Source organism: Embleya sp. NPDC001921 (assembly GCF_053594475.1).
Genome location: NZ_JBSFEO010000015.1, coordinates 1,317 through 22,527 on the forward strand (window position 1 = coordinate 1,317; position 21,211 = coordinate 22,527).

Here is a 21,211-nt window from a genome sequence, read left to right on the forward strand (position 1 = left end):
ACAACAACCCCCCCCCCCCCCCCCCGGCCCCCCCCCCCCCCCCGGCCCACCCCCACCCCAGTGATCGACGCGCGCAGCGCGGAGAGCGGCGGAGCCGCAGACCTTTGACTTCGTGGCCCGGAGCGAAGCGGAGGGACACGAAGTCACGAGCGAGGCGCCGCTTTTTCTTGGAGGAGCTTGCGGGGGAAAGAAAAAGCGGCGCCTCGCGAGCCGGCGACGAAGTCGCCCAAAAACAGCAACGCCCCACCCACGACTCCGGCCCGCCATCCCACGCCCCCACCCCACGACCCACCCCCACCCCCCTCGCGAGCCGGCGACGAAGTCGCCCAAAAGAGGGTTCACCTCACCCACCCTTCGGGCACCCGCCCCGGGTGACCGTCGGAATCGGCGTGGGCCTCGTGATCGCGTGGTACGTACTGCGCGGCCTCGCCCACCACTGGGCCTGGGCCCGTCGCTGTGTGCGCGTGCTGAGCCCGTGGACCGCGCGGCTGCACGCGTGGGTGTTGTCCGCGCCGGTGACCTTCACCTACATCGCCATCTTCACCGCGTCCACGGTCGTGCAACGCACGTCGCCGCCCCGGCTGATCGACCTGCTCACCAGGCTGAACAGCACCAACCTGTTCCGGCTCGGCGACGATCCGCTGGAGGCGCTGCTCACCAGCGCGTTCTGGGTCGCCGACCACGGCTCGGGACTGGCTACCTACGTGGTCGTGTTCGGCACGATCGTGGCCTGGGCGGAACGCCGCTACGGCTCGCCCAGGATGTTGCTGATCGGCGCGAGCGGCCACGTGTTCGGGTCGCTGCTGACCGCCGCGGTGGAGAAGGGCGCGATCGAGGCCGGCCGACTCCCGCACAAGATCGCGTTCGCGACGGACGTCGGGGTGAGTTACGTCGAGGTGGGCTCGTGCGCCGCCGCGGTGCTGATCATGTCCGGCTGGATCCGGCTCGCGGGCACCGCGGTGATGTTCTTCTCGGTCGGCCTGCCGGTGATCGTGGACCACACCATCTGGGACTTCGGGCACCTGTTCGCGACGCTGTGCGGCCTCACCGCCGCGGTGCTGCTGCGGGCGGTCGGCCCGCTGCGCGAGCCGCCACCGCTGCGGACCCCCTTGGTCGTGAGCACGGCGACCGACCCGGTAGACTTATGACGTATTCACGCGGGGCTGTAGCTCAGTTGGTAGAGCGCTTGCATGGCATGCAAGAGGTCCGGAGTTCAATTCTCCGTAGCTCCACCGCAATCCCGAAGGCCGCTTCCATCAGGAAGCGGCCTTCGGTCGTTCCGGAGCCGGTTGCCGGGCGCCGGCTCGGCTCAGCTCAGGCCCGCGAAGAACTCCCGGACGTCGCCGATCAGCAGTTCCGGCTGCTCCAACGACAGGAAGTTGCCGCCACGCTCGAACTCCGTCCAGCGCACCACGTTGTGGTCGCGTTCGGCGAATCGACGGATCGCGACGTCCTGCTGCAACGCGACGGCCACCGCCGTGGGGACGGTGCCGCGGTCCTTCGGCGCCCACGCGCTCGGGTCGTGCGCCATCTCGTAGTAGAGGTTGGCCGAGGAACCGGCCGTGCCGGTGAACCAGTACAGGCTGACGTTCGTGAGCAGGGTGTCCCGGTCCACCGCGTCCTCGGGCAACTCGCTCGCGGTGTCCGTCCACTCCTTGAACTTCTCCACGATCCACCCGAGCTGGCCGACCGGGGAGTCGTGCAGCCCGTAGGCGAGCGTCTGCGGCCGGGTCGACTGGATCGCGTTGAAGCCCATCTTGTCGTCCCGGAACTCCTGGAGCCGGGCCAGCCTGGACTGCTCGCTCTCGGTCAACCCGGCGAAGTCGGCGGGGTCCTCGGACGGGAAGGTGACCAGGCCGTTGACGTGGACGCCGATGACCTTCTCCGGTGCGATCCGACCCATCTCGGCCGCGATCCACGCGCCGCCGCCATTGCCCTGTACGCCGTAGCGCGCGTAGCCCAGGCGGGCCATCAGCTCGGTGAACGCGCCGGCGATCCGGCCGGTGGTCCAGCCGGGGCCGGACAGCGGTCCGGAGAAGCCGACCCCCGGGGTGTCGGTGACCACGACGTGGAAGTCGCGCGACAGCGGCTCGATCACGTCGACGAACTGGACGAACGAGCCCGGCCAGTCGTGGATCAGCAACAGCGCGGGGGCGTCGGCCCGGGCCGAGCGCACGTGGGCGAAGTGGATGTCCTGGCCGTCGACCTCGGTGACGAACTGCGGGAACGCGTTCAGCCGCGCCTCCGCCTCGCGCCAGTCGAACCCGTTCGCCCAGTAGTCGGCGAGGCCCCGGAGGTAGCCCGCCGGCACCCCGCGCGTCCAGTCGGGTACGCCCGGGACGTCGGCGGCCCAGCGGGTGCGGGTCAGGCGGTCGCGCAGGTCGTCGAGCTCGGCCTGGGCGATCTCGATCCGGAACGGGCGGATCGCGTCGGCGTCGGCGTTCGCGGTGACGGTCTCGGCTGCGGTGTTGCTGCTGTTCTCCATGAGAAGAACAGTAGAATCCCAATAGGAACACTCCGCTCCTATAGAGGCGTCAGGCTGAAAGAATGTTGGAAACCTCCGCACGCTTGCTGCGCCTGTTGTCCCTGCTTCAGACACCCCGCGACTGGCCGGGCTCCGAGCTGGCCGAACGCCTGGGCGTGACCGGCCGCACGATCCGCAAGGACGTCGAGCGGCTGCGCGAACTCGGCTATCCGGTCGACGCCACCCGAGGTTCCACCGGCGGCTATCGACTCGCCGCCGGCGCCGCGATGCCGCCGTTGTTGCTCACCGACGACGAGGCGGTCGCGGTCACCGTCGGCCTGCGTACCGTCGCCCAGGGCGCGATGGCGGGCATGGAGGAGACCTCCATGCAGGCGCTGGCCAAGCTGGAACAGGTGCTGCCGGCGCGGCTGCGCCGGCGGGTGCGCACGTTGCAGCGGTACGCGGTGCCGGTGCCCGCGGACCGGCCGAGCGCGAAGGTGGACACCGACGTGCTCACCGTCCTGGTCGCGGCCTGCCGGGACCGCGAGCGGTTGCGGCTGGACTACCTCGACCACGCCGGCGCGTCCACACGGCGCACCGTCGAGCCGCAGCGCGTGGTCAACTGGGGCCGCCGCTGGTATCTGGTCGCGTGGGACGTGGACCGCGACGACTGGCGCACCTTCCGGGTCGACCGGATCATCCCGCGCACTCCGACCGGCCCCAGGTTCGCGCCGCGCGAGGACCCCGAGGGCGACGCCGCGCGGTATGTGGCCGGCAAGGTCTCCGCCGCCGCCTGGCGACACCGCGCCCGGGTCCTGGTCCACGCGCCCGCCGCCGAGGTCCTGGAGCGGATCAACCCGGCCGTGGGCACCGTCGAGGCGATCGACGCCGACACCTGCGTCCTGGACACCGGCGCCGACTCCCTCGAAACCCTGGCCGTGTACCTGGGCATGCTCGGCCACGACTTCGACGTCACCGACCCTCCGGAACTGATAGCCCACCTACGCGCCTTGGCCACCCGCTACACCCGCTCGACACCGCCTCCCCAAGTCGCCCGAGCCGGGCAATCCCACTGAACTCGGCGCACCGGCGCACCGGCGCACCGTGCGGAGGCCACCCGGTCGAACTCGCCGTCCACGGCGCGGAGGTCGCCGATCGAGGGTTGCCGACCGGGGGGCGTTCCCAGGCTCGGAGCGAATGCCGGGCCGTGCCCCCGGGTCGGATGCGGACCGATTCGCGGGACTTCGGTGATCACGATTGGGGTCTTTCCCGTCACGGTTGCGTGACGGGTCGAACGAGTGGGCGAATGGTCCGGTTTCCGGTCAGTAGTGTCGCCGGACGTGACCCTCACCGCAGTACTCGTGCTGGTGCTCGCGAGCCTGCTCGCGGTCGCCGACTGGGTGGCCGTCGCCCGGGAACGCCTCCCGCTCGATCGTCTCCTGAAACCCGCGGTGATCTGTGCCCTGGCCGTCGTCGTCTGGTCGTTCGAGGACGTCGACGGGGCACTGCGCGCGTTGTTCAGCGTCGCGCTCGCGCTGTCGCTGCTGCGCGACGTACTCGCCCCGCGCTGGTTCGCCGGCGCGGTCGCGGCCTCACTGCTCGCCCACATCGGCTACGTCGCGGGCTTCCAACGCATGGGCTGGTCCTGGCTGTGGGCGGCCGCCGGCATCGTGGTCGTGCTGTTCGCGGCGGGCGCCTACGCGGTACGCCTGGTCACCGGCGCCCGCGAGACCGCGCCCACGTACATCGGCATGGTGCTGCTCTACGTCGGTGTGGTCTCGCTGATGGTGGTCGCCGCGGCGGCCACCGGCCGGCCCAGCGCGGTGGCGGGCGCGTTCCTGTTCTACGTCTCCGACACCCTGGTCGGCTGGAACCGGCTCCGCGCGCCGACGCCGTACGCGCCGGTGCTGATCGCGGTCGCCTACCACCTGGCCCTGATCCTGCTGGTGTTGTCGCTGTCCACCGGGCCCGCCCCGGGGCTGTGACGGTCGCCGCCCGAGCGCTGCCCGAGTCGGACCCGGGTCCGGCCCGGACCGCGACCGTATTGAAGTAACCTCAGGCCACCTGCGGTAACCTGAGGCCATGCGTGCCGTACTGCTGCTTACCGGGCCGCGCTGAGCAGGCCGGGTGGAGGACCGCTCCCACCCGACTCGGCGCGGCGACCCCTCCTGAGCGAGGGGTCTTTTCGTTTCCAGAAACGGTCGCCGCGCGCGAGTGACGACACCGGAAGCAGCCGACGGCTGCCCACACCCCGATGGTTGAGGACGATGACCGAGATGACGCAGGGTCCTGCCGGCAACACCGACGCCCCGACCGAGCCCTACCGCTACAACGCCGTGCTGGCCGGCGACATCGAGGCGCGCTGGCAGGATCGCTGGGAGGCCGACGGCACGTTCGAGGCGCCCAATCCGGCCGGTCCGCTGGCCGAGCCGGAAAAGGTCGCCGGGCGGCCGAAGATGATGGTGATGGACATGTTCCCGTACCCCTCGGGTGTGGGCCTGCACGTCGGACACCCGCTGGGCTTCATCGCGACCGACGTATTCGCCCGGTTCAAGCGGATGACCGGCCACAACGTGCTGCACACGCTGGGCTACGACGCGTTCGGCCTGCCCGCCGAGCAGTACGCCGTACAGACCGGCACGCACCCGCGCGTGACCACCGAGGCGAACATCGCCAACATGCGCCGCCAACTGCGCCGGCTGGGCCTGGGCCACGACCAGCGCCGCTCGGTGGCCACCACCGATCCGGCGTACTACCGCTGGACGCAGTGGATCTTCCTGCAGATCTTCAACTCCTGGTACGACCCCCAGGCGCCCGGCGCGGACGGCGGCACCGGTCGTGCCCGCCCGATCGCCGAACTGGTCGAGCAGTTCGAGAAGGGCGACCGGGCCACCCCCGACGGGCGCGCGTGGGCCGACCTGGGCGACGCCGAGCGCGCGGCGGTGCTGGACGAGTACCGCCTGGCGTACGTCTCGCAGGCCCCGGTCAACTGGGCGCCGGGCCTGGGCACCGTGCTGGCCAACGAGGAGGTCACCGCCGACGGCCGCAGCGAGCGCGGCAACTTCCCCGTGTTCAAGTCCAACCTGCGGCAGTGGATGATGCGGATCACCGCGTACTCCGACCGCCTGCTGGGCGACCTGGACAAGCTGGACTGGCCCGAGCCGATCAAGATCATGCAGCGCAACTGGATCGGCCGATCCGAGGGCGCCAAGGTCTCGTTCGCCACCGACGCGACGCCGATCGAGGTGTTCACCACCCGGCCCGACACGCTGTTCGGCGCCACCTACATGGTGCTGGCGCCCGAGCACGAACTGGTCGACGCGATCGTCGCGGACGCGTGGCCCGAGGGCATCCCGGCGGTGTGGACCGGCGGCGCGGCCACGCCCGCCGAGGCGGTCGCGGCGTACCGCCGGTTCGCCGGTTCCAAGAGCGACGTCGAGCGGCAGAGCGAGGGCAAGGACAAGACCGGCGTCTTCACCGGCGCCTACGCGAGCAACCCGGTCAACGGCGAGCGGGTGCCGGTCTTCATCGCCGACTACGTGCTGATGGGCTACGGCACCGGCGCGATCATGGCGGTGCCCGCGCACGACCACCGCGACTTCGAGTTCGCGCGCGCCTTCGAGCTGCCGATCCGCTGCGTGGTCGAGCCCGCCGACGACCGCTCGACCGAGGACACCACCGACTGGGCCGACGCGTTCGTGTCCTACGACGCGAAGCTGGTGAACAGCTCCGGCGAGGGCGTCTCGCTGGACGGCCTGGGCGTGGTCGACGCCAAGAAGGCGATCACCGAGTGGCTGGCCGAGCGCGGCATCGGCGAGGGCACGATCAACTTCAAGCTGCGCGACTGGCTGTTCTCGCGCCAGCGCTACTGGGGCGAGCCGTTCCCGATCGTGTTCGACGAGGACGGCGTCGCGCACGCGCTGCCGGACTCGATGCTGCCGGTCGAACTGCCCGAGATCGACGACTACCGCCCGCGCACGTTCGACCCGGACGACGCGGACACCAAGCCCGAGACGCCGCTGTCGCGCAACGCCGACTGGGTGAACGTGGTGCTGGACCTGGGCGACGGGCCCAAGCGGTACCGCCGCGAGACCAACACCATGCCCAACTGGGCCGGTTCGTGCTGGTACGAGCTGCGCTACCTGGACCCGACGAACACCGAGGTCCTGGTCGACCCCGAGGTCGAGAAGTACTGGATGGGGCCGAAGCACGAGGGTCACACCGGCGGCGTGGACCTGTACGTCGGCGGTGTCGAGCACGCGGTGCTGCACCTGCTGTACTCGCGTTTCTGGCACAAGGTGCTGTTCGACCTGGGCCACGTGTCCTCGTCCGAGCCCTTCCACAGGCTGTTCAACCAGGGCTACATCCAGGCGTTCGCGTACAAGGACGAGCGCGGCGTCTACGTCGAGGCGAGCGAGGTCGAGGACCGGGACGGGAAGTTCTTCCTGGGCGAGCAGGCGGTCACCCGCGAGTACGGGAAGATGGGCAAGTCGCTGAAGAACTCGGTGACGCCCGACCAGATGGCCGAGGAGTACGGCGCGGACACGCTGCGCCTGTACGAGATGTCGATGGGCCCGCTGGAGATCTCCCGGCCCTGGGACACCCGCGCCGTGGTCGGCTCGTACCGCTTCCTGCAGCGGCTGTGGCGCAACATCGTGGACGAGCGGACCGGTGCGCCGATCGTGGTCGACGAGCCGGCCGACGAGGCCACGCTGCGGGCCACCCACAAGGCCATCGACGGCATGCGGCGGGACATGGACGCGCTGCGCTTCAACACCGCGATCGCCAAGGCGATCGAGCTGAACAACGCGCTGGTCAAGCTGCCGGCGGTGCCGCGCGAGATCGCCGAGAAGCTGGTCCTGATGGTCGCGCCGCTGGTGCCGCACGTGGCCGAGGAGCTGTGGTCGAAGCTGGGCCACGGCGACACGGTCACCTACGAGGCGTTCCCCCAGGCGGATCCGGCCTACCTGGTCGAGGACACGGTCACCTGCGTCGTGCAGATCAAGGGCAAGGTCCGGGCCCGCCTGGAGGTCCCGCCGAGCATCGGCGAGGACGAGCTGAAGGCGCTGGCGCTGGCCGATCCGACGGTGCTGGCCGCACTGGACGGGGCAGGCGTGCGGATGGTGATCGTCAAGCCGCCGAAGCTGGTGAACATCGTTCCGGCGTAGGCGAGTCGGCGGGGGTCGGTCGGTCGCCGAGTGCGATCCGACCGGCCTTCGGCGTGCCCGGCGCGGGTTCGTCGAGGGTCGATTTCCGGCCCGTGTCGGCCCCGTTTCCGGTCGGTGACGATCGGTCTGGAACGCGGTGTTTTCCGCCGCGTGCGTATCCGAGCGCCCCGGCGGCGTTAGTGTGAGGGGAAACCTTCCGGCCCCGACCAGGCAGGAGACGCCTCGTGGCCCTCGCCGACGTTCCCGCGACCACCGACTCGTTGGCCGATGGCGCCGAGACCTTCGGCGTGGTGTTGGGCGCCGGTGTGCTCGCGTGTCTCGTGCTCGTCGGCGTCGTGGTGGGCCTGATCACGATGATGCGGCGGGCGGTGCGCCGCCGGATCGAGCGGCACGCGCCCCGGGTCCGCGGCCTCGTGGAGGACGCCACGTCCAAGGCTCGGGCGTACACCCTCACGGGTGGCGCGGCCGAGGCGGCGCGGATGCGCGGGTCGGTGCGGCGGTCGCTGGAGCAGACCCGGCGGGTGCTGGAGGCGGGCTACGCGCACGACGCCCAGCTCTCCGAGGCGGTCGCGCTGCTGCGCCGGCTGGACCAGTTCGCCAAGGCCTTGGACACCGACCTGAAGCTGGTCGAGCGCGAGCCGGACCGGGACCGGGTCGCGCGCGAGCTGCCCGGGCTCAAGGAGCGCGCGGATCGCATCGAGCACACCGCGGCCTCGCTGCGGTGGGCCGTCCAGGACCGCGAACGCCACCTGGGCGAGGACGAGTTGGACCGGCTCGGCACGGACGTCGAACGCGAGGCCGCGGCCCTGCGCGCGTACGCGGACGAGAGTCGATCCCGGCCCAAGCCGCTGACCTGAGCGGCTGCCGGCGGCGAGCCCCCACGACGGGACGCGCCGGCCGCACCACGGCGCGCGCCACCCGTGCGTCGGGGCGTGGCATGGTGACCGAATATTGATTGTGGTGTCTCGACTCAGCGACCCGACACGGGGTAGCCGAGACACCGACCCCGCCCCCCTGTCGTCTCACATCCGGGTGGTTGCCCGCTCATGCCGACGATGCCGACCGATCTCGCCGTGGTCACGGACTCCACGGCCTACCTGCCCGAGGAGCTCGTGGAGCGGCACCGCCTCGTGGTGGTTCCGCTCAAGGTCGTCCTGCGCGGGCGGCCGCTGGACGACGGCATCGAGGCCACGCCCGCCCAACTCACCGACGCCCTGCGCCAGCGCCGGATCGTGACCACCTCGCGGCCGGCGCCCGAGACGTTCGCGGAGACCTATCGCGAACTCGCCGAGAAGGGCGCGACGGGCATCGTCTCGATCCACATCTCCGGTGAGCTCTCCGGCACGTACGAGGCCGCGCTGCTCGCCGCCCGGGACGCGGACGTGCCGGTGCGGGTGGTGGACTCGCGCACGCTCGGCATGGGGATGGGCTTCTCGGTGCTGGCCGCGGCGGAGGCGGCGGCCGACGGCGCGTGCCTGGAGGAGGCGGTGATCGCGGCCGAGAAGCGCGCGCAGACCACGTCGGCGCTGTTCTACGTGGACACGCTGGAGTATCTGCGCCGGGGCGGGCGGATCGGGGCGGCGACGGCGTTCATGGGGACGGCGTTGGCGGTCAAGCCGCTGTTGCACGTGAGCGACGGGTTGATCGGGCCGCTGGAGAAGGTGCGGACGTCGGCGCGGGCGATCAGCCGGCTGGAGGAGTTGGCCGTGGAGCGGGCGGGGGCCGGGGCGGTCGACGTCGCGGTGCACCACCTGGCCAGTCCGGAGCGCGCGGAGGCGCTGGCCGGGCGGCTGCGGGAGCGGTTGACCGGGCTGGGGGAGCTGTATGTGAGCGAGGTGGGCGCGGTGATCGGGGCGCATGCCGGGCCGGGGTTGTTGGCGGTGGTGGTTTCGCCTCGGTGAGGGGTGGGTGGGGGTGGTGGGCGTGTCACCTACGTGGGTGACGCGGTGGGGGTGGTGGGGGTGGTGGGGTCACCCACGTGGGTGGGCTCGGTTTCCACAGGCCGCGGGTTGTGCACACGTGGGTTCGGTGGTCGGGGGCGGGTGAGTCGTCCCGCCTAGCTTCGAGGCATGTCCGGATCGCCGTCCTCGTCCGCTTATCCGTCGCCGCCTTCGGCCGCATTCCCGTCGCCGTCCTCGCCGTCCTCGCCATCCTTCGCGCCGCCGTCCTCCGCCGTCTTCGCGCCGCCGTCCTCGGCTGCTTTCGCGCCGCCGTCCGCGTCGTCCGCGTCGGGCGGGCACGGTTCCTCGGCGGTGCCGCGCTCGGGGGCGGAGCGGGTGGCCGCGCTGCTCGGGTCGGGTGAGCCGGCCGCGCGTCGGGGGCCGGACCCCGCGCGGCGGATGGTCGAGGCGGTCGCGGATCGGTTGCCGGCGCGGCTTCGGGTGGGTGTGGATCGCCGTGTGGTCGCGGCCGTCGCGGTGCTGGCGCTGGTGGCGGTGGCGCTCGCGGTGGGCGGGTGGTGGCGGGCGCGTCCACAGAGCGTGGCGGCGCCGGCGCCGGTGGGGCAGGCGAACGTGGTTTCGGTACCCGCCGGCGGCGCGGTGTCGGCGGGGCCGCCGGGGCCGTCCTCCTCGGCCGCCGCGCCGGCGCCCGCGGCCGGGCCGATCACCGTGCATGTGGCCGGGAAGGTGGCGCGTCCCGGTGTGGTGGTGCTGCCGCCGGGGGCGCGGGTGGCGGACGCGGTACAGGCCGCCGGCGGCGCGTTGCCGGCGGCGGATCTGGCCACACTGAACCTGGCCCGGCCGCTGACCGACGGCGAACAGATCCCGGTCGGTGTCCCGGGTGCGCCGGCCGCACCCGCCCCGGCCGCCCCGGCGAGCGGCGCGTCCACGGGCCCGCCCCAAGTGCTCGACCTCAATACGGCAACGGCCGAGCAGTTGGAGCAACTCCCCGGCGTCGGCCCGGTCCTGGCCCGTCAGATCATCGAAAAGCGCACCCAGTTGGGCCGATTCGCGACAGTCGACCAACTCCGCCAGGTCCGAGGCATCGGTGACCGCAAGTACGCCGACCTGAAACCGAGGGTCCGGGTATGAGGCCCCGATCGGCGGGGCACTCGGCTCCTGCCGCTCCCGCTGTCCCTGCCGCCGCAGGTCGCGGTCGAGCGGGGGACGGGGGTCGTGCGCAGGCGGACACCCGGCTGGTGCCGGGGGCGATCGCCGCGTGGGCCGCGGCGTGGACCGCGCCGCTGGTTCCGTTCCGGGTCGTCGCGCTCGCGAGTACGGGCGCGATTCTCGGCGCCGCCGTACTCGCCAGGGCCGTCGGGGTTCGCCGTCGGGTGACCTTTGCCGTCGTGCTCGTGTGTGTCGCGGCGGGTGCTCTGGTCGCGGGTCTGCGGACCGCCGCCGACCACGCCGGTCCCGTCGCCACCGCGGCCCGGCAGCGCGCCGAAGTCGGCGTCGAATTGACCGTACGCACCGACCCCGAGCGCCGTGTCACCCGCGTTCGAGGCAGCGAACTCGGCGCGCCTCCCACGCTGTTCGGCGCCCGGATCGACTTTCTCGGCACGGCATCCGACCCGTCCCACGCACGCGGCGCGCACGCCGAGTCCGGCCCGCTCGCCCGGCCCGGCTCCTCTGCGGCCCGTGGCCCGCGAGGTGCACGCGTGCGGACTCCGGTGACGGTTCTGGTCGGCGGGCCCGAGGCGGGATCCTGGCTCGGGCTGCTCCCGAGCACCCCGGTGCGGGCGCGTGGGCGCCTCGTGCCGGGCAAGGCCGGCGGGGCCCTGCTGCTGATCCGGTCCGCCCCCGAGCACGTCGGAACCCCGTCGGCCCCTCAGCGCCTCGCCGGCCACCTCAGGGCCCGCCTGCGCGCGGCCTGCGCGGACCTGCCGCCCGCCGCCCGAGGCCTGCTCCCGGGCCTGGTCGTCGGCGACACCAGCCACCTCCCCGCCGACCTCGAAGCCGACTTCCGCACCGCCGAACTCACGCATTTGACCGCCGTCAGCGGCACCAACATCACCATCCTGCTGGGATTCGTTCTCTTCGTCCTGAGGCGCAGCGGCCTGCGTGGACGCGTGCTGCCGATCGCGGGCGCGGGGGCGATCGCGTGCTTCGTGGTGGTGGCCCGGCCCGAACCCAGCGTGTTGCGCGCCGCCGCGATGGGCCTGGTCACCGTGGTCGCGCTGTACACCGGCCGACCCCGACGCGGACTGCCCGCACTCGCCGTCGCGGTGCTCGGCCTGGTGCTGTTCGATCCGACCCTGGCCCGCTCCTACGGCTTCGCGCTGTCCGCGCTGGCCACGGGCGCGCTGCTGTTGCTCGCGCCGCACTGGACCGCACGACTTCGGGGCCGAGGCTGGCCGAAGTGGGCCGCGGTCGTGGTCGCCGTACCGCTTGCCGCACAGGCCGTCTGCGGACCGCTCGTGGTGAGTTTCGCGGGCCGGGTCAGCCTGGTGGCCGTGCCGTGCAACCTGCTCGCCGAGTTCGCGGTCGCCCCGGCCACGATCCTCGGCTTCGTCGCCCTCGTGCTCGCACCGGTCTGCCTTCCGCTCGCGCAGGTCGCCGCCTGGCTGGGCTCCTGGCCGATCGGGTGGATCGCGACAGTGGCCCGTACCGGCGCCGCGTTGCCCGGCGCCGCCGTCACCTGGCCGACCGGCTTGTTCGGCGGAGCGGTCCTCGCGGCGATCACCGTCGCGGCCGTACCGACCCTGCGTCTCCTGCGGCGCCCGCCCGATTCCACCCGAGCGGGCCGGCCGCGAGCGATGGCCGCCGCGCTGCTCGCGACCCTCGTGGTGGTACTGCTGCTCCGCCCGCCGCTCCTGGTCCGCCCGTTGACCGGCTGGCCGCCGCCGGACTGGCACCTGGTGATGTGCGACGTGGGTCAGGGCGACGCACTCGTGCTCAACGCGGGCCCCGGCGCCGGTGTCCTGGTCGACGCCGGCCCCGATCCGGACGCCGTCGACCGCTGCCTGCGCGACCTCGGCGTGCACCGCCTGCCCCTGGTCCTGCTCAGCCACTACCACGCCGACCACGTCGAGGGCCTCCCCGGCGCGTTGCGCGGTCGCGCGGTAGGCCTGCTCCAGGGCACGACGGTCCTGGAACCCCGAGCCGAGGTCACCCGGGTCCGCCGCTGGGCCGGCGCCGCCGGCACCTCCCTGACCACTCCCGCCGACGGCGAACACCGCACCCGGGCCGCCCTGACCTGGCAAACCCTCGCCCCACCCCCCGACGCCCCCACCCCGAGGCCACGCCCGACCACCCCCGGTTCCGCCGTCCCACCGCCACCGGACCTCCCCACCACTCGAACGGCCAACCACACCCCCGACACACCGCAGACCGATCCGGGCGCCCAGGGGTGGGCGGCGGCGGGGGGGCGTCCCGGCCACTCGAACGGGTGCCCCTGATCCAGGCGGACCGTGGATCGGGCCGGGCGTCGCGGGGTGGGCGGCGGTGCGAGACGTCCCGGCGGGGAGGGGGGCGGGCGGGTCAACGGCCAACAACGCGAGTCTCGTGGTGCTCGCGGAGCGCCACGGCGTTCGGATGTTGCTCACGGGGGACGTCGAGACCGAGGCCCAGGAGGCGCTGCGGGCCCGGCTGGGCGGCCTCCGGGTGGACGTGCTCAAGGTCGCGCACCACGGCTCGGCCCGCCAGGACCCGGGTCTCATGCTCGGGCTGCACCCGCGCTTGGCGCTCGTCTCTGTGGGCAGGGGCAATCCCTACGGCCACCCGTCGCCCTCCGCCCGCGCCCTGATCGCCGCGACCGGCGCTCGCCTCCTGCGCACCGACACCGACGGCCCGATTGCCGTGACCGGCACCCCGACCCACCTGAACGCGGTCGCCCGAGGCCCCGACACCCCCACCCACGCCCTTCGGGCACCCACCCCCACCCCGGCACCCGAACGCGCCCTCAACCCCCGCACAATCGCCGCCTCGCACCCCCGCCGGCGCCACGCCAACGTCCCCACCCGCCGTCCACGCCACACCACCGTCCACGCCCACCGCCCGCGCCGCGCGTGCGCATTCCGGCGAACACCCCACGGAAGCACCCACCGCCCGCGCATTCCCCACAAAGCCGCGCCCGGCATCCCAGCCCACGTCGGCCGGCCCGCCCCTAGGGCCTGATCGGTGGTCTCGCGCTCCGCGTCCTGCCCCGTTGGCCTTGTGCTTTGTACCGTGCCGGCCCCGGGGCCTGCCGGGTTTCGTGTTTCGTTCCCTGCTTGGTGGGGGTGGGTTTTCGGGGCGGGGGTGAGGTTGTGGGGTGTGTCTGTGGGGCGTGGGATGCTTGGTCGGGTGGCCAGGAGAATGCAGGATGATCCGCTCGCGCCCGTGACGCTTGTCGTCGGGCCCGAGGAACTGCTTGTGGATCGCGCGATCGGGGATGTGGTGCGCGCCGTGCGGGCGCAGGATCCCGACGCCGACGTCCGGGATCTCGCCCCCGGGGCGTTGCAGGCGGGGATGTTGTCCGAGTTGGCCAGTCCGTCGTTGTTCGGCGAGCGCAAGGTCATCGTGATCCGGTCCGCGCAGGACCTCGGGGCGGACCTGGCCGGCGAGGTCAAGAAGCTGATCGCCGATCCCGCCGACGAGATCGTGCTCGTGCTGGCCCACCTCGGCGGGCCCAAGGGCAAGAACCTCCTGGACGCGGTCCGCAAGGTGGGAGTGCGCGAGGTCGCGTGCCCCAAGGTCACCAAGGTCGGCGACCGGGTCGCCTTCGCGCGCGCCGAGTTCCGGATCGCGGGCCGCTCGCTCACCGAGGACGCGTGCCGCACCCTGGTCGAGGCGATCGGCAACGACCTGCGCGAGTTGGCGTCCGCGTGCAGCCAGTTGATGGCGGACACCGACGGCGTGGTCGACGAAGAGGTGGTCGCGCGCTACTACAGCGGCGTCGCCGAGGCGTCCAGTTTCACCGTCGCCGACAAGACCGTCGAGGGCCGTACCGCCGAGGCGCTGGAGCAGTTGCGCTGGGCGTTGTCGGTCGGCGTCGCACCGGTCATGGTCACCAGCGCGCTCGCGCAGAGTGTGCGGCAGATCGCCCGGGTCGGGGCCGCCTCGCGCAATGCCCGCCCCAACGACCTGGCCCGCGAGCTGGGCATGCCGCCGTGGAAGGTGGACCGGGTGCGGCAGCAGCTTCGCGGCTGGACCCCGGACGGCATCGTGCGCGCCCTGTGCGCGGTCGCCGACGCCGACGCGGCGGTCAAGGGCGGCGGTACGGACCCCGCGTACGCGCTGGAGAAGGCCGTCGTGACGGTCTCCACGGTCCGCAACCTCTGAGGCCGCCGAGACCGGCGACCCACACCCCTCCGACCCAGGCCCGGCGGTCCGCCGACCCGCGCCCCGCCGACCCCGGCCCGATGAGACCGGCGACCCACGCCCCCCACAACGACAAAGGCGCCGCCCCCGGGATCCGGGGACGGCGCCTTCGAAGTCACTACGAGCGCACGCGCTCGGGTGTCACACCATCAAAGGTGTCGCGAGTCAGGCCTTGGCCGTCGCGACACGCTTCTCCAGCGCCGACTTCTTGTTGGCGGCCTGGTTCTTGTGGATGACACCCTTGCTGACGGCCTTGTCGAGCTTGCGGGCAGCGAGGCGGGTGAGCGCCTCGGCCTGCTCGACGTTGCCGGCCTCGGCCGCCTCGCGCGCCTTGCGCACGAAGGTCTTGAGCTCCGACTTGACGGCCTTGTTGCGCTGACGCGCAATCTCGTTCGTCTTGTTGCGCTTGATCTGGGACTTGATGTTCGCCACGAAAGAGCCTTCTGAGTACTAGGTCGGGATCCGATCCAGGGAGAGGGCCCGTTCGGACGTTGACTTGCGTGGCAGAGACACGTACGCCACACGCGATCCATCAGATTACCAGTCATCGACGGGCGCCCACGACACGGCCGGCCGATCCGGCCCGATCCACCCCCGCACGCGGCCCGCGCCCGCCCCGTTTACTCCCGTTCGCCGCCACGTGCGGCGACCCGAACCGGCTCGGCCGGCTCCGCCAACACGGCTCACCCATGCCGCATGGGACGATGTAGGGAACACCTGGGATCCCACACCGATCCCACGTGCCACCCGCAAGGCCCTCGCCAGTCCACCCGATCGAGAATCTGGAAGCCCGCGTGCCCGCGACCCCGCCAGTGAACGTGCCGGAGCCCAGCCGTACCGACCCGGCGCTGATCCGGAACTTCTGCATCATCGCCCACATCGACCACGGCAAGTCGACGCTCGCCGACCGGATGCTTCAGATCACCGGTGTGGTCGATGCGCGGCAGATGCGCGCGCAGTACCTCGACCGCATGGACATCGAGCGTGAGCGCGGCATCACCATCAAGTCGCAGGCGGTGCGGCTGCCGTGGACGGCCCCCGACGGCCGGACCCACATCCTCAACATGATCGACACCCCCGGTCACGTGGACTTCACGTACGAGGTGTCCCGCTCGCTCGCGGCCTGTGAGGGCGCGATCCTGCTGGTCGACGCGGCCCAGGGGATCGAGGCGCAGACGCTCGCCAACCTCTACCTGGCCCTGGAGAACGACCTCCAGATCATCCCGGTGCTGAACAAGATCGACCTGCCCGCCGCCCAGCCGGAGAAGTACGCCGCCGAGCTCGCGCACATCATCGGCTGCGACCCGGACGACGTGCTCAAGGTCTCCGGCAAGACCGGAGTGGGCGTGCCCGAGCTGCTGGACGAGTGCGTACGCCTGGTCCCGCCGCCGATCGGCGCCAAGGACGCGCCCGCCCGCGCGATGATCTTCGACTCGGTCTACGACTCGTACCGGGGCGTGGTCACCTACGTCCGGGTGATCGACGGCGACCTGAAGAAGCGCGAGCGGATCCAGATGATGTCGACGGGGGTGACCCACGAACTCCTGGAGATCGGGGTCATCTCACCCGAGCCCAAGCCGTCCGACGGCCTGAGCGTCGGCGAGGTCGGCTACATCATCACCGGCGTGAAGGACGTTCGGCAGTCCCGGGTCGGTGACACGATCACCTCGCTGCACCACGGTGCGACCGAGGCGCTCGGCGGTTACAAGGACCCGAAGCCGATGGTCTTCTCCGGTCTGTATCCGCTGGACGGCTCGGACTACCCCGAGCTGCGCGACGCGCTCGACAAGCTCCAGCTCAACGACGCCGCGCTGGTGTACGAGCCGGAGACCTCGGTCGCCCTCGGCTTCGGCTTCCGCTGCGGCTTCCTGGGGCTGCTGCACCTGGAGATCGTCCGGGAGCGCCTGGAGCGCGAGTTCAACCTGGAGCTCATCTCCACCGCGCCGAGCGTGGTGTACCGGGTCGTCATGGAGGACGGCACCGAGCACACCGTGACCAACCCGAGCGAGTTCCCCGGCGGCAAGATCGCCGAGGTGCACGAGCCGGTGGTGCGGGCCACGATCCTGGCGCCGAGCGAGTACATCGGCACGATCATGGAGCTGTGCCAGACCCGGCGCGGGGTCCAGATCGGGATGGACTACCTCTCCGAGGACCGGGTCGAGCTGCGCTACACGCTGCCGCTCGCGGAGATCGTGTTCGACTTCTTCGACGCGCTCAAGTCCAAGACGCGCGGCTACGCGTCGCTGGACTACGAGACCACCGGTGAGCAGGAATCCGCGCTGGTCAAGGTCGACATCCTGCTCCAGGGCGAGGCGGTCGACGCGTTCAGCGCGATCGTGCACAAGGACAAGGCGTACACCTACGGCGTCGAGATGACCAAGAAGCTGCGCGAGCTGATTCCGCGTCAGCAGTTCGAGGTGCCGATCCAGGCGGCGGTCGGCGCACGGGTGATCGCCCGCGAGAACATCCGGGCGATCCGCAAGGACGTGCTCGCCAAGTGCTACGGCGGTGACATCAGTCGCAAGCGCAAGCTGCTGGAGAAGCAGAAGGAAGGCAAGAAGCGGATGAAGATGGTCGGCCGCGTGGAGGTGCCGCAGGAGGCCTTCATCGCGGCGCTGTCCACCGACGACAGCGGCGGCAAGAAGTAGCGGTACGCGGGCGCGCAAGTGGCCGCACGCAGGGTGCGGAAGTAGCGGTGCGCAGGGCGCGGAGGTAGGCGACACAGGCAGGGAGCAGAGCGGGAAGCAGGGCCGCGGCCGGGTCGGCCGGCGGGTGTGGCGACGCGATCCGACGGCGGATCCGAGCGAAGCTACTACCGCGTAGCCCTGCGGCGGCGTACGTTGCGGGTGCATCGGGCACAACCGATGCACCCGCTGTTTTTTACCCCCGCTATACCGAACACTCCGCACTCCGGCCGATCCCGATACCCGTACGGACACCCCCGTGGGTACCCGTATGGACACCGGTGTCGACGCCGGTACTCGGCACCGCCACCACCCCTGAAATCCGCCCAGGACACGGAGGCCGCAGTGAGTCCAGAGCCCGTCGGCATCGACAACCGCCCGCCGTCCATCGCGGTGGACTTCCTGGAGCGCGTTCGGGCGACGCCCGAACGGGAGGCGTACCGATACCCGGTCGCGGTGGGCGACGGCGACCGCGAGGAATGGCGGTCGCTCACCTGGGGGCAGGCCGGCGACCGGGCCAAGGCGATCGCCGCCGGCCTGGTGGCGCTGGGGGTCGAGCCCGAGGACCGGGTCGCGATCGTCTCCGAGACCAGGCTCGAATGGGTGCTCGCGGACGTGGGCGTCATGTGCGCCGGGGCGGCCACCACCACCGTCTACCCGACCACCAACGCCGACGAGGCCGCGTTCATCCTGGCCGACTCCGGCAGCGTGGTGGTGTTCGCCGCCGACGACGCCCAACTCGCCAAGCTGCGCGGCGAGCGGACCGGCCTGGGCGCGGTGCGCAAGGTGATCGTCTTCGACCACGTCGCCGACGAGGCCGACGACGACTGGGTGAGCACCCTCGCCGAGCTGGAGGAACTGGGCCGGGCCCGGCTGGAGAAGGAACCCGACCTGGTCGAGACCCGCGTCGGCGCGATCACCCGCGACCAGCTCGCGACGCTGATCTACACCTCCGGTACCACCGGTCGACCCAAGGGCGTCCGGCTCGCGCACGACACGTGGGCGTACCAGGCCGCCGCGCAGGCCGCGATGGGGCTGACCGACATCGACGAGCTGCAATACCTGTGGCTGCCGCTCGCGCACTGCTACGGCAAGGTGATGGTCTCCGGCCAGATCCGGATCGGCTACCCGACCGCGATCGACGGCCGGATCCCCAAGCTGATCACCAACCTTCCGATCGTACGGCCGACCTTCATGGCCGCCGCGCCGCGCGTGTTCGAGAAGGTGTACAACTCCGTGCACATGCGGATGCGCGCCGAGGGCGGCCTCAAGTACCGGATCTTCCGGTGGGCGATCGGCGTCGGTCGGCGGACGTCGCAGACCCGGCAGGCCGGTCGCACGCCCTCCGTGCTGCTGAAAGCCGAGTACCGGCTGGCCGATCGGCTCGTCTTCGGCAAACTGCGCGACCTGTTCGGCGGCCGGCTCAAGGGGTGTATCTCCGGCAGTGTGGCGCTCTCGCCCGACGTCGCGGAGTTCTTCGACGCGATCGGCATCCCCATCCTGGAGGGCTACGGACTGACCGAGGCCAGCGCCGGCAGCTCGGTCAACCGCTACGACGCGCACCGCATCGGCACCGTCGGCGTGGTCCTGCCCGGCTCGGAGCTGCGCATCGCCGAGGACGGCGAACTGCTCGTGCGCGGCCCCGGCGTGATGCAGGGGTACCACAACAATCCCGAGGCCACCGCCGAGGTGCTCACCGAGGACGGCTGGCTGCGCACCGGCGACATCGGGGTGGTCGAGGACGGCTTCCTGCGGATCACCGACCGCAAGAAGGACCTCATCAAGACGTCGGGCGGGAAGTACGTGGCGCCCAGCGAGATCGAGGGCCGGTTCAAGGGCATGTGCCCGTATGTCGGCAACATCCTCGTGCACGGCGAGGGCCGCAACTTCTGCTCCGCGCTGATCACGCTGGACCCGGACGCGATCCGGGTCTGGGCCGCCGACCGGCCGGCACTGCGGGACAAGTCGTACGAGGAACTGGCCGGCAGCGCGGAGGCCCGCGCGCTCATCGCCGACTGTCTCGACGAGCTCAACGCCGGCCTCCAGCGCTGGCAGACGGTGAAGAAGTTCGCCATCCTGCCGCGCGACCTGAGCGTCGAGCACGGTGAGCTGACCCCGAGCCTGAAGGTCAAGCGGCGGGCGGTGGAACGGCAGTACGCGGAGCTGCTGGAGGACATGTACAAGGGCACGCTGGTCACCTGAGCTCGGGGCCGGCCCCTGCCCTGCCGCGCTCGGGCCTGCCGGGCAGGGCTCGGGGCCGGTTGCCGGGTGGGGCGCCGAGGGGGGCGGGGGTCGTCCGGGCCGGGGGTGGGCGCCCGGGTGTCGACGGCGCCGGGCCCGGTCGCCGGTTCGTGGACAATGGGAGGATGCCCTCCGCACCCCCCGACGGTCTGCCCGTGCCCGAAGACGGTTCGCTGCCCGCGTCCGCGCTCGCCGAGTTCGCGGACGCGAGTCGTCCGTTCGGCTTCTACGTGCACGTGCCGTACTGCGCGTCGCGGTGCGGCTACTGCGACTTCAACACGTACACCGCGACCGAACTGGGCGGATCGGCCTCGCAGGGGTCCTACGCGGACGACGCGATCGCCGAGATCCGGCTGGCCCGGCGGCGGCTCGGCGACGTGGACCGGCCGGTGGAGACGGTGTTCTTCGGCGGCGGTACGCCCACCCTGCTGCCGGCCGCGGACCTGGCTCGGATCCTGGGCGCGATCCGGGACGAGTTCGGGCTCGCCGCCGGGGCCGAGGTGACCACCGAGGCGAACCCGGAGTCGGTCGATCCGGCCTATCTGGCCACGCTGCTGGCGGGCGGCTTCAACCGGCTGTCGTTCGGCATGCAGAGTGCGCGCGAGCACGTCCTGCAGATCCTGGACCGCCGGCACACCCCGGGCCGGCCCGAACAGTGCGTGGCCGACGCCCGCGCGGCCGGGTTCGAGCACGTCAACCTCGACCTGATCTACGGCACGCCGGGGGAGTCCGACGACGACTGGCGGGCCTCGCTGGACGCGGTGCTCGGCGCGCGTCCCGACCACGTCTCGGCGTACGCGCTGATCGTCGAGGATGGCACCCGGCTGGCCGGGCGGGTGCGGCGGGGCGAATTGCCGATGCCGGACGACGACGTGCTCGCGGACCGCTACCTGATGGCCGACGAGGCGTTCTCGGCCGCCGGGCTCGGCTGGTACGAGGTGTCCAACTGGGCCACCGACGCCGCGGCGCGCTGCCGGCACAACGAGCTGTACTGGACCGGCGCGGACTGGTGGGGCGCGGGGCCGGGGGCGCACAGCCACGTGGGCGGGGTGCGGTGGTGGAACGTGCGTCATCCCGCCGCGTACGCGCAGCGGCTGGCGGCGGGGACGTCTCCCGCCCAGGCGCGCGAGTTGCTCACCGCGGAGGACCGGCGGGTCGAGCGGATCCTGCTCGAGTTGCGGTTGGCCGAGGGCGTCCCGCTCTCGCTCCTTGCGGAGGTGGGGCGGAAGGCGGCGTCCCGGGCGGCTGCGGACGGGCTGCTCGAGCCGCTTGGGGGTGGGCGGGCGGTTCTCACCCTGCGGGGGCGGTTGTTGGCCGACGCGGTCGTGCGGGATCTGGTCGACTAGGGCGGCCTCCACCCGCTTTTGGCCTCATGCGCCGGCGGGGCTGATCGGCCTCATGCGCCCGCCG

The 21,211-nt window shown here is 72.0% G+C and carries 14 protein-coding genes, 1 tRNA gene and 1 pseudogene; 14 read left to right on the forward strand and 2 right to left on the reverse strand.

Annotated elements, in window-relative coordinates:
* Together ACWCPW_RS18965 and ACWCPW_RS18970 are read left to right on the forward strand one after the other, a co-directional pair.
* Positions 1-1,148, forward strand: a pseudogene (locus ACWCPW_RS18965) (rhomboid-like protein); the annotation flags it as partial.
* Between the two features lie 11 nt (positions 1,149-1,159).
* A tRNA-Ala gene (locus tag ACWCPW_RS18970) sits at positions 1,160-1,232 on the forward strand.
* Positions 1,233-1,309: 77 nt separating this feature from the next.
* Here the strand turns inward: ACWCPW_RS18970 and ACWCPW_RS18975 are convergent.
* Positions 1,310-2,485 (reverse strand): epoxide hydrolase family protein, encoded by a 1,176-nt coding sequence (locus ACWCPW_RS18975; RefSeq protein ID WP_449762727.1) that lies wholly within the window; start codon positions 2,483-2,485, stop codon positions 1,310-1,312.
* A 62-nt stretch (positions 2,486-2,547) separates the two neighbouring features.
* Here ACWCPW_RS18975 and ACWCPW_RS18980 point away from each other — a divergent pair, with 62 nt between their 5' ends.
* From ACWCPW_RS18980 to holA, 9 genes are all read left to right on the forward strand, one after another.
* Positions 2,548-3,540 (forward strand): helix-turn-helix transcriptional regulator, encoded by a 993-nt coding sequence (locus ACWCPW_RS18980; protein WP_449762728.1) that lies wholly within the window; start codon positions 2,548-2,550, stop codon positions 3,538-3,540.
* Between the two features lie 264 nt (positions 3,541-3,804).
* Positions 3,805-4,449 carry a lysoplasmalogenase family protein gene (locus tag ACWCPW_RS18985; RefSeq protein WP_449762729.1) on the forward strand — a complete coding sequence of 215 codons (645 nt, stop codon included), beginning with the start codon at positions 3,805-3,807 and terminating at the stop codon, positions 4,447-4,449.
* Between the two features lie 282 nt (positions 4,450-4,731).
* Positions 4,732-7,632 carry a leucine--tRNA ligase gene (gene leuS, locus ACWCPW_RS18990; RefSeq protein WP_449762730.1) on the forward strand — a complete coding sequence of 967 codons (2,901 nt, stop codon included), beginning with the start codon at positions 4,732-4,734 and terminating at the stop codon, positions 7,630-7,632.
* 224 nt (positions 7,633-7,856) lie between these two features.
* Complete coding sequence (locus ACWCPW_RS18995) at positions 7,857-8,489, forward strand: hypothetical protein (RefSeq protein WP_449762731.1); 633 nt, start codon at positions 7,857-7,859, stop codon at positions 8,487-8,489.
* Between the two features lie 198 nt (positions 8,490-8,687).
* Positions 8,688-9,533 (forward strand): DegV family protein, encoded by an 846-nt coding sequence (locus ACWCPW_RS19000; RefSeq protein ID WP_449762732.1) that lies wholly within the window; start codon positions 8,688-8,690, stop codon positions 9,531-9,533.
* A gap of 168 nt (positions 9,534-9,701) precedes the next feature.
* The gene (locus ACWCPW_RS19005; RefSeq protein WP_449762733.1) at positions 9,702-10,664 is read left to right on the forward strand and encodes a helix-hairpin-helix domain-containing protein; all 963 of its coding nucleotides are present in this window, start codon (positions 9,702-9,704) and stop codon (positions 10,662-10,664) included.
* A gap of 107 nt (positions 10,665-10,771) precedes the next feature.
* On the forward strand, positions 10,772-12,973 hold the full coding sequence (locus ACWCPW_RS19010; RefSeq protein ID WP_449762734.1) for a ComEC/Rec2 family competence protein: 2,202 nt from the start codon (positions 10,772-10,774) through the stop codon (positions 12,971-12,973).
* A 136-nt stretch (positions 12,974-13,109) separates the two neighbouring features.
* A complete protein-coding gene (locus tag ACWCPW_RS19015; protein WP_449762735.1) occupies positions 13,110-13,691 on the forward strand; it encodes a ComEC/Rec2 family competence protein in 582 nt (193 codons plus the stop codon).
* A gap of 156 nt (positions 13,692-13,847) precedes the next feature.
* Positions 13,848-14,837 (forward strand): DNA polymerase III subunit delta, encoded by a 990-nt coding sequence (holA, locus tag ACWCPW_RS19020; protein WP_449762870.1) that lies wholly within the window; start codon positions 13,848-13,850, stop codon positions 14,835-14,837.
* 204 nt (positions 14,838-15,041) lie between these two features.
* Here holA and rpsT read toward each other — a convergent pair whose 3' ends face one another.
* Complete coding sequence (gene rpsT / locus ACWCPW_RS19025) at positions 15,042-15,308, reverse strand: 30S ribosomal protein S20 (protein ID WP_020553196.1); 267 nt, start codon at positions 15,306-15,308, stop codon at positions 15,042-15,044.
* Positions 15,309-15,670: 362 nt separating this feature from the next.
* Between rpsT and lepA the strand changes: the two genes are divergently transcribed.
* The 3 genes from lepA to hemW all read left to right on the forward strand — a co-directional run bounded on the left by lepA (position 15,671) and on the right by hemW (position 21,147).
* Positions 15,671-17,524, forward strand: a complete 1,854-nt coding sequence (gene lepA / locus ACWCPW_RS19030) for a translation elongation factor 4 (protein ID WP_449762736.1) — start codon at positions 15,671-15,673, stop codon at positions 17,522-17,524.
* Positions 17,525-17,905: 381 nt separating this feature from the next.
* Positions 17,906-19,762, forward strand: a complete 1,857-nt coding sequence (locus ACWCPW_RS19035; protein WP_449762737.1) for an AMP-dependent synthetase/ligase — start codon at positions 17,906-17,908, stop codon at positions 19,760-19,762.
* Positions 19,763-19,926: 164 nt separating this feature from the next.
* Positions 19,927-21,147 (forward strand): radical SAM family heme chaperone HemW, encoded by a 1,221-nt coding sequence (gene hemW / locus ACWCPW_RS19040; RefSeq protein ID WP_449762738.1) that lies wholly within the window; start codon positions 19,927-19,929, stop codon positions 21,145-21,147.
* Positions 21,148-21,211: the final 64 nt, after the last annotated feature.